The following is a 13,108-nucleotide window of genomic DNA, read 5'->3' on the forward strand; positions in this document are numbered from 1 at the left end:
CAAAAAAGCCCGGCTAAAGTAGCCGGGCTTTTTAATATTCTTATTTGCGTCCTATAACAATTGATCTAATGCTTCAGCATAAGTGTTCTTTGGAGCAACTCCAACCTGTCTTCCAACTACTTCTCCGTTTTGAAAGATCAATACAGTAGGAATGTTACGCACTCCGTACTTGGCAGCAAATTCCTGGTTAGCATCAACGTCAAGTTTTCCAACCACTGCTTTACCTTCATATTCTTTACTGATGTCATCGATGATAGGTCCTACCATTCGACATGGGCCGCACCATGCTGCCCAAAAATCAACCATTACAGGTTTGTCACTTTTCAATACTTTTTCTTCAAAAGTCGCGTCAGTTATCTCTAAAGCCATAATCTTTTTTTTTATTCTTTATCAAATTAATACGTAAAAATAGTCAAATATTTTACCAAACCTTACGCTCAATACATCAGATTTAGTTATCCCTTCATTGTGCCGTCTTATTTGCTGCTCCGGAACTCGAAAGTGCAAGACTGCCGAAAAATTAATTTGTAAGAAAAAACTTACAATTATCTCATTTTGAAAGTAGTTTAATCGGTTCTTTCAGCTCTTCATCGTTTTGTTAAAAAAAAGCCAAAAAATAAGATTTTTTAGTCTTAAATTAACACCGTAAACATTAAAAATAAGCTTTTAACGGAAAAAATTTACCCCTAAAAATTTTTAATTATGGCAGTGTTAACTAAGATCTGGGAAGAAAAAACGTATGATTTTTCGCCTGTACAAAAGGCAGTACTGGGAGTTATACTTTCCTTTATTTTTTCAACAGCCTTACTGGCAATATTTCTATTGTACCTCGAGTTCACCAAATAACAGATCTCAGGTTTTAAAATAAAACCTGGCTTCATAAGAAATGAGGCCGGGTCTAAATTCCCTACCCCCTACAAAAGATTGCAAAAGTAAGGGGAGAATACTTCTTCTCCCCTTACTTTTTTTAATTACTCTTAGTTCAGCTTATACAATACCTGCCGTTCTTCCAGAGCATTCAATAACTCCTGAGAGATCTTCACTTTCTGTTTCCTGCTGGGCATATGCAACTTTATCCGCTCCTTCATTTCGTAAACCACAAAATTAAGACGATTATCACCGCTATGTTCCTGAAAAAGGTCTTTTAAAGCATCTATTTCTTCTTCCTGCAGTTCTTCGATATTGAGCTGGATTGTAAGCTTTTTAGCATAGGTTTCCATCACATCATGTAACAACTGCATGTGATTGAACTGCATTCTGGGCTCTCCTTTCTTTCCCGTGTCTTTATTTGCCCAGCCTTCCTTAACAAAGATTTTGGCATGGATGAAAGAGTTCGGTACCAGAAAATGCCTGTATTTCAGGTATTCTTCCTTGAAAAGACGGAACTCAAAAGAATCTGAGTAATCCTCTACCACGAAAGAAGCCCAGCCCTGACCTGTTTTTGAAACCCTGTGCTGCACATCACTAATTACTCCCCCAAAGGAAAGTTCTTTGTTCACAGCACGTTCCAGGTCGCTAAAGTCGGCCAGGACGGCATTACAAAAACACTTTAGTTCTGTTTTAAAGTCATCGAGCGGATGTCCTGAAATATAGATCCCTACCACCTCACGTTCCCGGCGGAGTTTTTCCATAGTTCCCCATTCTTCACAAGGAGGAACAACAGGTTCCGGTATCTGTACTTCACTGGCATCTCCGAACAAACTTACCTGCGCAGAATTTTCATTTTCCTGGAACTTCGCAGCATATTTTATAGCCTTTTCCAAAAAGGTAATACCGTCACCTTCATTGTGGAAATACTGAGCACGGTGGGTATTACCAAAACTGTCAAATCCTCCTGCCAAGGCAAGGTTCTCAAAAGCCTTTTTATTAGCAGCCCTAAGATCGATCCTCTTTGCCATATCGAAAATGGATTTGTAGGGACCTTTTTCTTTTCTGTTTTCAACAATAGTGTTCACTGCACCGGCGCCCACTCCTTTTATTGCTCCCATTCCAAACCGCACCGCGTTTTCCTTATTTACCGAAAACTTATAATAGGATTCATTCACATCAGGACCAAGCACCTTCAGCTTCATGCGTTTACATTCTTCCATGAAGAAGGTCACCTGCTTGATATCATTCATATTATTCGAAAGCACCGCTGCCATATATTCCGCAGGATAATGCGCTTTTAAATAAGCAGTCTGGTAAGCGATCCAGGCGTAGCAGGTGGAGTGAGATTTATTGAAGGCATAAGAAGCGAATGCTTCCCAGTCTTTCCATATCTTCTCAAGCACCTCCCGCGGATGACCTTTGGCCTCACCTCCATCGAGGAATTTTGGTTTTAATTCTTCCAGAAGGGAAAATATCTTTTTCCCCATCGCCTTCCTCAAAACATCGGCTTCACCTTTAGTAAAGCCCGCAAGTTTCTGGGAAAGCAACATCACCTGCTCCTGGTAAACAGTAATTCCGTAGGTTTCTTTCAAATACTCCTCCATGGCCGGAAGATCATATACGATCTCTTCCTCACCGTGCTTCCTCGCAATAAAGCTCGGAATGTATTCCATTGGTCCCGGACGGTACAATGCGTTCATCGCAATAAGGTCATCAAAAACCGTCGGCTTAAGATCCTTCATGTGTTTCTGCATTCCGGGAGATTCATACTGGAAAATCCCTACCGTCTCTCCCCTTTGGAAGAGCTCATAGGTTTCCTTATCATCTAACGGAAAATTATCTGGATCCAGATTGATCCCGTGCCGTCCTTTCACGATCTTCACGGTATCCTTAATAAGGGTAAGGGTCTTCAGACCCAAAAAGTCCATTTTTAGGAGGCCGGCGCTTTCAACGACCGAGTTATCGAACTGGGTCACGTACAGATCGGAATCCTTGGCAACAGCAACCGGAACAAAATTGGTGATATCACTCGGGGTAATGATCACCCCACAGGCGTGAATCCCTGTATTTCGAACAGAACCTTCCAGAATACGTGCCTGATTCACTGTTTGTGCCTCCAGGTCATCTCCTTCGGAAATATTCAGAAGTTCGTTTATTTTTTCTACTTCTTCACTTCGGAATTTACTTCTGATCTCCTTTTCATCCATTCCGAAGATCTTGCTGAGCTTCGTATTCGGGATCAGTTTCGCAATTCGGTCAGCTTCGTTCAACGGAAGATCCAGCACCCGGGCAGTATCCCTGATAGATGACTTGGCCGCCATCGTTCCGTAGGTGATGATCTGTGCTACCTGGTTGGCACCATATTTCTTGATCACATAATCCATTACCCGGCTTCGGCCTTCGTCATCAAAATCAATATCAATATCGGGCATACTCACCCTGTCAGGATTCAGGAATCTCTCAAAAAGCAGATCGTACTTAATAGGATCAATATTTGTAATTCCCAGACAGTAAGCCACGGCACTACCAGCCGCAGATCCCCTTCCCGGTCCTACGGAAACGTCCATGTTTCTCGCCTCCCTGATGAAATCTTCAACAATGAGGAAGTAACCCGGATAGCCTGTATTTTCAATTACAGACAGCTCGAAATCCAGGCGTTCCTTGATCTCAGGGGTGATCTCACCATAGCGCTCTTTTGCGCCAACATACGTAATGTGCTTTAAATAGGCATTTTCTCCCCGCTTACCACCGTCCTCGGCATCCTCAGGCACCACAAATTCTTCAGGAATGGAAAAGGCTGGCAACAGTACATCTCGTGCCAGCTCATAAGGTTCGATCTTATCCACCACCTCCTGCACATTGGATATGGCTTCAGGAAGATCTTTAAAAAGCGACTTCATTTCTTCGCCGCTCTTGAAATAGTATTCATTGTTCGGCAAGCCGTAACGATAACCGCGGCCGCGACCTATTGGAGTCGCCTGTTTCTCGCCATCTTTAACGCATAATAAAATATCGTGTGCATTGGCATCTTCCTGCTCACAATAGTAAGTGTTATTGGTAGCCACCAATTTAACATCGTGCTTTTTAGCCAGTTTTACCAGCACCGGATTCACCCGGTCCTCGTCCTCCTGATTATGCCTCATCAGCTCCACGTACAGGTCTAGCCCAAACTGTTCTTTCCACCAGAGCAAAGCTTCTTCAGCCTGATTTTCTCCCACATTCAGCACCTTCCCGGGAACTTCTCCATAGAGGTTTCCGGTAAGGACGATGATATCTTCTTTATACTGTTTTATGATCTCCCTGTCAATACGGGGCACGTAATAAAAGCCCTGGGTATAGGCTAAAGATGACATTTTTGCCAGGTTGTGATAGCCCTTTTTATTCTTGGCCAGCAGCACTACCTGGTAACCATTATCCTTCCGGCTTTTATCTTTATGATTCTCACACACAAAGAACTCGCACCCAATAATGGCTTTTAATTCCCTGGCTTTTGGAGGTTCGTTGTTTTTCTTCGCTTCGGCATTTTGTGCCTTTACTCCTTTATTATATGCTCCCACTTCTTTTACAAAATGGAAAGCGCCCATCATATTTGCATGATCTGTCAATGCAACGGCAGGCATTCCATTTTTTGCAGCCGCGTCAACAAGGTCTTTTATACTGATCGTAGACTGCAAAATTGAAAACTGGCTATGGTTATGCAGGTGTGAAAAAGCTACTTCATCCAGCTTTTCCAGGTTCTCTTCGATCTCTTCGGAAGAAATGCCGGTGGTACTTTTCTGAAGCCTTTTCCTGATCTCTTCGGAAGCTTTCTTAAGGTTAATATGCTTAAGCCCTATGAGCTTTATAGGCTGGGGATTAGCTTCGGAAAAATTCTGAAAATAATCGGGTTTTGCATCCAGCTCTTCCGCAGTGAATACCTGTCGCCTTACCAGCTCCAGGAAACAACGGGTGGTTGCCTCCACATCGGCCGTGGCATTGTGGGCTTCGGAAAAAGTTTCCTCAAAAAGGTATTCGTGAAGTTCGGTCAGGGTTGGTAGTTTGAATTTTCCACCTCTACCTCCCGGAATACAACACAATTGTGCTGTCACTTCAGTACACGTATCCAACACCGGAAGCTCCTGCAGGGAAGTACCCATTTGTGCCCGATGGAATTCCGCCCCCATAATATTGACATCAAACCCAACATTCTGACCTACCACAAATTTTGAACGGGAGAGGGCAATGTTGAATTTTTCCAGCACCTCTTTAAGGGAGATCCCCTGTTCCTGTGCCAGCTCTGTCGAGATCCCGTGAACCTGTTCGGCATCAAAGGGAATATTAAACCCTTCAGGCTTCACCAGGTAATCCTGATGTTCGATCACCCGCCCCAGTTCATCATGCAACTGCCAGGCGATCTGTATACAGCGAGGCCAGTTGTCAGAATCGGTTAAAGGAGCATCCCAGCGCTTTGGAAGGCCGGTAGTTTCAGTGTCAAAAATCAGGTACATAAAATGGTATTTTTAGAGGCTTTTCAGCTGATTATGAGAATCAACCGACAATTTATCTGCAACAAATAAGGAGGTAAAAATAAGGATAATTTTATGGCCCTGCAGCGAAACTTTTCAGGAATTATTAACGTTCAAAAATGACAAAACCTCCGGGATCTGTTCCCGGAGGTTTTGCAAAATATTCTATATATGAAAAACGATTTTTAGTCCCTTCTCTCTTCCAGATCTTTAACTTCTTTCAAAGATCTTTCTATCGCGTTACGCTGTTTGATCAACAGGTTCTCGGTAGAAGGAGGGAAATTCGTTTTATCGATCGCTTCATTGTAATCTTCAACCGCAGCTCTTTCTCCACGAATAGCCTCTTCCAGCACGCTTTCTTCTTTATCACTGGTAAGGGCCGCTTTAAGATCCATCCAGGCGCGATGTGCATCGGCTGTAAAGCTGGATCCTTTATCAGGAGTTTCCCCGAAATTTCGGATCTCAGATTTCAATTCGTGTCCGAAATCGTAACGTTGTTGAGCTTTTTGTTTAAAGAATTCCTTTAAACGTTGGTTCTTTATGTCATTTGCTGCATTCTTATAGCCTTTTTCGGCATCATAATTCTTCTCCAGCAAATCGTTCAATCTGTCTGCCATTTCTTTTGTGTGACTCATAATCTCTTTCATTTTGGTTAAACATTCTTTCATTTGGTCTTTTTCAACCTTTCCCAATATAAGCCTAAATTCCGTCGAATCCCCATGTTTAACAAGGTTTAGCACTCCTTAACGCCACTTTAGAATGAAGAGGTATATGGAGGATTTTTTGTCAATTTACTCACAATATTTACCCTCTAATTTTTTTGCTAACCTCCTTATTAACAATAAAAAATAAATAGTATCTTTGCAGCCTTATTAATAATCGGGGTCGGGAACCCCACAAATTAATTTTTATGCCAGTAAAAATAAGATTACAAAGACACGGTAAAAAAGGGAAGCCTTTTTTCTGGATTGTTGCCGCTGATGCGCGTGCAAAAAGAGATGGTAAATTCCTTGAGAAATTGGGTATTTACAATCCAACTACCAATCCTGCTACTATCGAATTGGATGTTGACAGTTCTGTAAAATGGTTACAGAATGGTGCACAACCAACAGATACTGCTAGGGCTATTCTTTCTTACAAAGGTGCTTTGCTTAAGAACCACCTTGCTGCTGGAGTTAGAAAAGGTGCTTTGACTGAAGAGCAGGCTGAAGAGAAATTCCAGGCCTGGGTTTCAGAAAAAGAAGGAAAAGTAGAGTCTAAAAAAGAAAATTTAAGCAAAGAGAAAGAGGCTGAAAAAGCTAAAGCTCTTGAAGCTGAAAAAGAAGTGAACGCAAAGCGTGAAGCTGAAGCTGCCGCTGCTGCACAACCTGAAGTAGAAGAAACTACTGAAGATCAGGAAGCTACTGCTGCAAGCGAAACAGACGAAGCGACTGCTGAAGAAGCTAAGGCTGACGAAAAACAAGATCAGGCAGGATCTTAATTTCTTTACTGACGAAAAATGACAAAAGAAGAATGCTTCTATCTTGGCAGGATCGTTAGTAAATTCAGTTTTAAGGGAGAGGTGTTGATAAAACTCGACACCGATGAACCCGAAAGTTATTTAGAAATGGAATCAGTTTTTGTCGAATACGACAATAATCTGGTTCCATTTTTTATTGAAAGAAGCTCTCTTCAAAAAAGCAACCTGCTAAGGGTGAAATTTGAAGAGGTAGATTCTGAGGAAGACGCAGAAGACCTTATAAAATGCGATCTTTATTTGCCCCTTACCCTACTTCCGGAACTGGGCGATGACCAATTTTACTACCACGAGATCATCGGATTCACCGTTGAAGATGTCAACTATGGAACAGTTGGGGTACTTTCCGGTGTCAATGACACTACTACCCAAGCTCTTTTCGAGATCGAAAAAGATGGAAAACAGATCCTCATTCCCATGAATGAGCAGTTCCTGAAAAAAGTAGATAAAAAGAACAAAAAGATCATCGTGGAAACTCCTGAAGGGCTCATTGATCTCTATCTTTAAGTTTTAAATTTCAGGGTTCCATATTCCAATTTGTCCTTATTAGAATATACCTTCGCCTCCAGTACAGTTGAAAGGGAAGCAAAATATTGCTCAATTTTTTGATTACCAGATTGTTAGGTTATCTAAAATTTTTTACCTTTAATACCATCCCTACACGATTACCCCTACACTTGTTTTTTCCAGATAATAATTAAAACTCCATAATTATGAGAAAATGGGTCTACATCATCTTTTTTACATGTGTAGGATTAACATCTTGTGAGAAAGAAAACACAGAGGAATTACTGGAATCGGAAGATCTACTAGCATCCCAGGAATATTTTCGAGCCAAAATAAACGGCAAAGATTTTGAAGTTACGGATCCTGAAAACATGAGAGGCTTTGTTTATCCCGATCCGCGATCGGAAATAATGACATTTGATCTTATTGGATGGAGGGAAGAAGGAGATGATTATGAAGAGTTAAATTTTAAAATTTGTTTTTATGATGGTCCAGGCATTTATTACACTGGGGTTACAACTTCAGTAAGTTGGGCCGATTACTATAAAAATTGGGATACCTGGTTCAATGACCCCCTTCTTGAAGATCCAGGACAGGTCGTAGTAGAAGAACAAACTGAAAATTTTATTTCAGGAACATTCCAATTTAATGCTTATAGCTACGAAATCGAATCATTTGTATACGTGGAGGGAGAATTTAAAGTGCTGCTCGAAAAAAGTGTTTACGAGGATTAACCGATAAATCATTTTTTTTGTAGCTCAGAGTTTTGGGATTGTTACTTTTGAAAACTTTAATGTCCAAACATGAGCAAACCTTTCCATTTCAAGCACTTCACCATTCACCAGGACAAAACTGCCATGAAAATTGGCACTGACGGAGTTTTGCTGGGGGCATGGGTATCACTGGAACACGAACCTTTTTCAATACTTGATATTGGCGCAGGTACCGGAGTGATCGCTTTGATGCTGGCACAACGTTCTTCTGCGGAATTAATCGATGCTTTGGAAATAGACGAGAATGCTTATGAACAGGCAGTAGAGAACTTTGAGAACAGTGACTGGGGAGATAGGCTTTTTTGCTATCATGCCGCTTTCGACGAATTCGTGGAGGAGATGCAGGATGAAGAAAAATATGACCTGATCATTTCCAATCCGCCGTTCTATTCAGCGAATTATTCCTCAGGAGATACCCAGCGAGACCAGGCACGGTTTGCTGAGGCACTTCCTTTTGACGAACTGTTAGAAGGGGTTTCCCTTCTCCTCTCAAAAAGTGGGAAATTTAGTGTCATTATTCCGTCATCCGAAGAAGACCATTTCCTTGCGATCGCAAAGCAGTTCAAGCTTTACCCTCACCGAATCACAAGGGTAAAGGGCGATAAAAATTCCGAAGTAAAACGAAGCTTACTGGAACTGGGGTTTTCTGAAAAGGATTACACCCCAAAAGAATTGATCATTGAAGACACTCGTCACAATTACACCCCGGAATACGTCAATTTGGTGAAAGATTTTTATTTGAAAATGTGAGGTCCCAAAGAATGCGACACCTTCAGGGTCGTAGTCAATCGGGCTCCTTGATTTACAAATATTTCATCCCTTCGGGATGATCTTTCAGCTTAATCTTTGTTTCTAATTCTGCATTTGAAGAATGGTTCTTAAAGGGTTGTAAAAACACTTTTTAGACTGAACCCGAAGGGTTCATATAATTATAATTCCAAGACACTATAGAATCCAACGACCCCGAAGGGGTTCGCACCTACGTGTATTCTGAGTTCTTATGTGTGTCAACACTTCGGAATGATTTTTCAGCTTAATCTTTGTTTCTAATTCTGCATTTGAAGAATGGTTCTTCAAGGGTTGTAAAAACACTTTTTAGACTGAACCCAAAGGGTTCATATAATTATAATTCCAAAACACTGTAGAATCTACCGACCCGGAAGGGTTCGCACCTACGTGTATTCTGAGTTCTTATGTGTGTCAACACTTCGGGATGATTTTTCAGCTTAATCTTTGTTTCTAATGATGCATTCGAAGAATGGTTCAAGGGTGAAAATAGTTTGTATGGTGAACCCGAAGGGTTCATATAATTATAACACCACGCTCCCTTATGTGACAACGACCCCGAAGGGGTCGAACCTACACCCTTATGTTTTTACTAAAATTTCATCTATTTGGTATGATCTAATAGCTAAAACCATTCTTGATAAGTTCTGGATTCCAAAAATGATATTCCCGGGCTGAAAAAATTCAGGTTAGGCTGAACCCGAAGGGTTCAAATAATTATAATTCCACAACTCGTTATGATATCACGACCCCGAAGGGGTCGCACCTTCATTCTAAATTCCTCAAATAATTCTTCACCACCGGTGGAAGTGATACGGTCTCTTAGATCTATAACCGAACCCTTAAAGTGTTTATTCCTTAAAAAATTCCCTGTTTTACGAACACTTCTGTATTTCCTGCTTGTCCCTAATTTCTGATTGCTTAATTTTACTATCCAGACAAACAGAAACTAACACGTAATGAAAGCAGATCAATTTCAAGCTCCCGATTACTATAACCTGGATGACTTGTTGAGCGACGAACATAAAATGGTTCGTGACGCTTCCAGGGAATGGGTAAAAAGGGAGGTATCCCCCATTATAGAAGATGCGGCGCAAAAAGCAGAATTTCCAAAACAACTTATAAACGGTCTTGCCGAAATAGGTGCCTTTGGCCCTTACATTCCGGAAGAGTATGGCGGCGCCGGACTGGACCAAATCTCCTATGGCCTTATCATGCAAGAGATAGAGAGAGGTGACAGCGGAGTGCGTTCCACTGCCTCTGTACAATCATCTTTGGTGATGTATCCTATTTTTAAATATGGTACCGAAGAGCAAAAGCAAAAATATCTTCCGAAGCTGGCTTCAGGAGAAATGATAGGTTGTTTCGGACTTACCGAACCGGATCATGGATCTAATCCCGGCGGAATGACCACTCACTTTAAGAACGAGGGAGAACACTACCTGCTTAATGGTGCAAAAATGTGGATCTCAAACGCTCCTTTTGCAGATATTGCCGTGGTATGGGCCAAAAATGAAGAAGGACGAATCCACGGACTCATAGTAGAGCGCGGAATGGAAGGCTTTACAACTCCCGAAACCCACAATAAATGGTCTCTCCGCGCAAGTGCGACAGGAGAACTGGTATTCAATAATGTGAAAGTTCCGAAGGAAAACCTGATGCCCGGAAAAAGCGGATTGGGAGCTCCTCTTGGATGCCTTGACTCCGCTCGATATGGAATCGCCTGGGGTGCTATTGGAGCAGCCATGGACTGCTATGACACTGCGCTGCGATATGCCAAGGAGCGTGAGCAGTTCGGGAAACCTATTGCGAGTTTTCAACTTCAGCAAAAGAAACTGGCTGAGATGATCACCGAGATCACTAAAGCTCAGCTATTGGCATGGAGGCTCGGAGTCCTTCGCAATGAAGGACGTGCTACCTCAGCACAGATCTCCATGGCAAAAAGGAACAATGTGAATATGGCGATCAATATTGCACGCGAAGCGAGACAGATACTTGGAGGAATGGGTATTACAGGAGAATATAGCATCATGCGCCACATGATGAACCTGGAAAGTGTGATCACCTATGAAGGTACGCACGATATTCACTTGTTAATAACAGGAAACGATATTACAGGGATCCCGGCTTTTCAGTAAAATGGCAAAACACAACAGGTTTTAAAAATCTGTGAGGTCTATAGGTTTAAATCAAAACAAGGGCAACGCTTACAGCGTTTGCCCTTTTTATATTTTTCGCAACACTCAGTCTTGAGCGGCACAATTTTCTTTGAAACCACTCCGTCATACTGAAGATATTCTTCAGATTTCTTGGAGTAAAAAACAATTACAGTACACAGCATACATTCATCGGCATTGATCAAAGGAATAATTACAAAAACCGCTCCTCTTTCACGGTTTTGAAGACGGAATAAATTTAATCTTCATTATATGGAGCGATCTTCGCTTCGAGCCCATCCAGTTCCTTTACTATATGGATCTGACAGCTAAGTCTGCTGTTGTCCTCCACAAAAAAGGCCTGGTCCAGCATATCTTCTTCTTCATAGCTCTTCTCGGGCAAAAGGTGCTCCTTATTCTGAATATAGCACTGGCAGGAAGCACACATGGCCATTCCGCCACAGATTCCGATGGTGCCTTCAGGAGCCAGTTCATGAGACCGAATCACCTCCATCAGGTTCATATTCATATCTGTAGGCGCCTCTACCTTGTGGGCGTGGCCTGCACGGTCTATAATGGTGATCTTGATATCTGACATATTCTTCATAAAAAACCTCACAGGTTTTGAAAACCTGTGAGGTTTAAAATCTTATCTCTTACTAATTGATACTTTTTACAACTTCTCGTTTCGCTTCCTTACGGCTTCCGTCGAAACCACTCACTCCGCTGACGGTAGTATACTTCATAACATACTTCTTGTCCGGGAAGATGCGTTGATAGGCACTCTGGCACATAATTGCAGCCTCGTGGAAACCACAAAGAATAAGCTTCAGTTTCCCCGGATAGGTATTTACGTCACCAATGGCGTAAATTCCGGGAATATTGGTTTGATAATCGTAGCTGTTGTCAACTTTTATGGCATTCTTCTCGATCTCAAGTCCCCAGTTGGCAATAGGCCCGAGTTTCGGAGACAATCCAAAAAGGGGAATAAAGTAATCGGTTTCTTTGATCTCTTCTTCGGAAGCTTCACCCTTATGACGAATTACAACTGATTCCAGTTTGTCCTCGCCCTTCAGTCCTACCACCTCGGCTTCGGTTATAAGATTGATCTTACCCAGTTTGGCCAATTCGGAAACTTTCTCAACAGAATCCAAGGCTCCCCGGAACTCATTCCGACGGTGTACCAGGGATACTTCAGAAGCAATTTCCGAAAGATAAATAGCCCAATCCAGGGCAGAATCACCACCTCCGGCAATGATCAGTCTTTTGTCACGATACACCTCAGGTTCGCGCACCATATAGGCCACTCCCTTGTTCTCGTATTTGCTAATATTGGAAATTGGCGGTTTACGCGGCTCAAAACTCCCCAGTCCGCCGGCAATAACTACCACCGGGGCATTGTGTTTTGTGCCTTCATTGGTGATCACCACAAAGCTTCCGTCCTCGAGCTTTTCAATGGTCTCAGCTCTTTCTCCCAGGGTAAATCCGGGTTCAAAAGGACGAATCTGTTCCATGAGATTATCCACCAGGTCACCCGCAAGAATTTCCGGAAAGGCCGGGATGTCATAAATGGGTTTCTTGGGATAGATCTCTGAACACTGACCTCCGGGTTGAGGAAGCGCGTCAATGAGGTGACACTTCAGTTTTAGTAATCCTGCTTCAAACACGGCAAAAAGGCCCGTAGGACCCGCGCCGATAATCAACATATCTGTCTTAATCATTGCGTTCATTTTAAACAGCTGCCGAAACTCTTATTTTTCGATGTTCAGCACCTTTTCAATTTGGGGAGCATATTTTTTAATGGTCATTTCCACTCCCGATTTAAGGGTCATTTGATTTACAGAACAGCCTACACATGCTCCCTTAAGCTGTACTTTAACCAGACGGTCATCTTCAATCTCCAACAGGGAGATGTCACCACCATCATTTTTGAGAAACGGGCGAATCTCATCGAGCGCCTTTTCTACGTTTAACCTTACTTCTTCGCTTGTCATG

12 protein-coding genes are annotated in these 13,108 nt (G+C 42.2%); 6 read left to right on the forward strand and 6 right to left on the reverse strand.

Going from position 1 to position 13,108, the window contains the following annotated elements:
* Window positions 1–51: 51 nt before the first annotated feature.
* A complete protein-coding gene (gene trxA, locus ACNORC_RS00790; RefSeq protein WP_418333671.1) occupies window positions 52–369 on the reverse strand; it encodes a thioredoxin in 318 nt (105 codons plus the stop codon).
* A gap of 333 nt (window positions 370–702) precedes the next feature.
* On the opposite strand from trxA, the gene ACNORC_RS00795 reads away from it, so the two are divergent.
* Entirely contained in the window at window positions 703–846 is a 144-nt protein-coding gene (locus ACNORC_RS00795) for a hypothetical protein (protein WP_418333672.1), read from the forward strand.
* Window positions 847–977: 131 nt separating this feature from the next.
* On the opposite strand, the gene dnaE is transcribed toward ACNORC_RS00795, so the two are convergent.
* On the reverse strand, window positions 978–5,357 hold the full coding sequence (gene dnaE, locus ACNORC_RS00800) for a DNA polymerase III subunit alpha (protein ID WP_418333673.1): 4,380 nt from the start codon (window positions 5,355–5,357) through the stop codon (window positions 978–980).
* Window positions 5,358–5,560: 203 nt separating this feature from the next.
* Entirely contained in the window at window positions 5,561–6,010 is a 450-nt protein-coding gene (locus ACNORC_RS00805) for a ferritin-like domain-containing protein (protein ID WP_418333674.1), read from the reverse strand.
* A gap of 275 nt (window positions 6,011–6,285) precedes the next feature.
* Here ACNORC_RS00805 and ACNORC_RS00810 point away from each other — a divergent pair, with 275 nt between their 5' ends.
* The 5 genes from ACNORC_RS00810 to ACNORC_RS00830 all read left to right on the forward strand — a co-directional run bounded on the left by ACNORC_RS00810 (window position 6,286) and on the right by ACNORC_RS00830 (window position 11,095).
* The gene (locus ACNORC_RS00810; RefSeq protein ID WP_418333675.1) at window positions 6,286–6,855 is read left to right on the forward strand and encodes a 30S ribosomal protein S16; all 570 of its coding nucleotides are present in this window, start codon (window positions 6,286–6,288) and stop codon (window positions 6,853–6,855) included.
* 18 nt (window positions 6,856–6,873) lie between these two features.
* The gene (gene rimM / locus ACNORC_RS00815) at window positions 6,874–7,398 is read left to right on the forward strand and encodes a ribosome maturation factor RimM (protein ID WP_418333676.1); all 525 of its coding nucleotides are present in this window, start codon (window positions 6,874–6,876) and stop codon (window positions 7,396–7,398) included.
* A 206-nt stretch (window positions 7,399–7,604) separates the two neighbouring features.
* Window positions 7,605–8,132 (forward strand): DUF6252 domain-containing protein, encoded by a 528-nt coding sequence (locus ACNORC_RS00820; protein WP_418333677.1) that lies wholly within the window; start codon window positions 7,605–7,607, stop codon window positions 8,130–8,132.
* A gap of 69 nt (window positions 8,133–8,201) precedes the next feature.
* The gene (locus tag ACNORC_RS00825; protein WP_418333678.1) at window positions 8,202–8,921 is read left to right on the forward strand and encodes a tRNA1(Val) (adenine(37)-N6)-methyltransferase; all 720 of its coding nucleotides are present in this window, start codon (window positions 8,202–8,204) and stop codon (window positions 8,919–8,921) included.
* Window positions 8,922–9,916: 995 nt separating this feature from the next.
* Window positions 9,917–11,095 carry an acyl-CoA dehydrogenase family protein gene (locus ACNORC_RS00830; protein ID WP_418333679.1) on the forward strand — a complete coding sequence of 393 codons (1,179 nt, stop codon included), beginning with the start codon at window positions 9,917–9,919 and terminating at the stop codon, window positions 11,093–11,095.
* A 277-nt stretch (window positions 11,096–11,372) separates the two neighbouring features.
* Here ACNORC_RS00830 and ACNORC_RS00835 read toward each other — a convergent pair whose 3' ends face one another.
* From ACNORC_RS00835 to ACNORC_RS00845, 3 genes are all read right to left on the reverse strand, one after another.
* Complete coding sequence (locus ACNORC_RS00835; protein ID WP_418334621.1) at window positions 11,373–11,711, reverse strand: 2Fe-2S iron-sulfur cluster-binding protein; 339 nt, start codon at window positions 11,709–11,711, stop codon at window positions 11,373–11,375.
* Window positions 11,712–11,772: 61 nt separating this feature from the next.
* Entirely contained in the window at window positions 11,773–12,834 is a 1,062-nt protein-coding gene (locus tag ACNORC_RS00840; protein WP_418333680.1) for an NAD(P)/FAD-dependent oxidoreductase, read from the reverse strand.
* Between the two features lie 30 nt (window positions 12,835–12,864).
* Window positions 12,865–13,107, reverse strand: coding sequence for a NifU family protein (locus ACNORC_RS00845; RefSeq protein WP_418333681.1), 243 nt, complete (start codon window positions 13,105–13,107; stop codon window positions 12,865–12,867).
* Window position 13,108 lies beyond the last annotated feature (1 nt).

The organism is Salinimicrobium soli (assembly GCF_048323655.1).
GTDB lineage: Bacteria > Bacteroidota > Bacteroidia > Flavobacteriales > Flavobacteriaceae > Salinimicrobium > Salinimicrobium soli.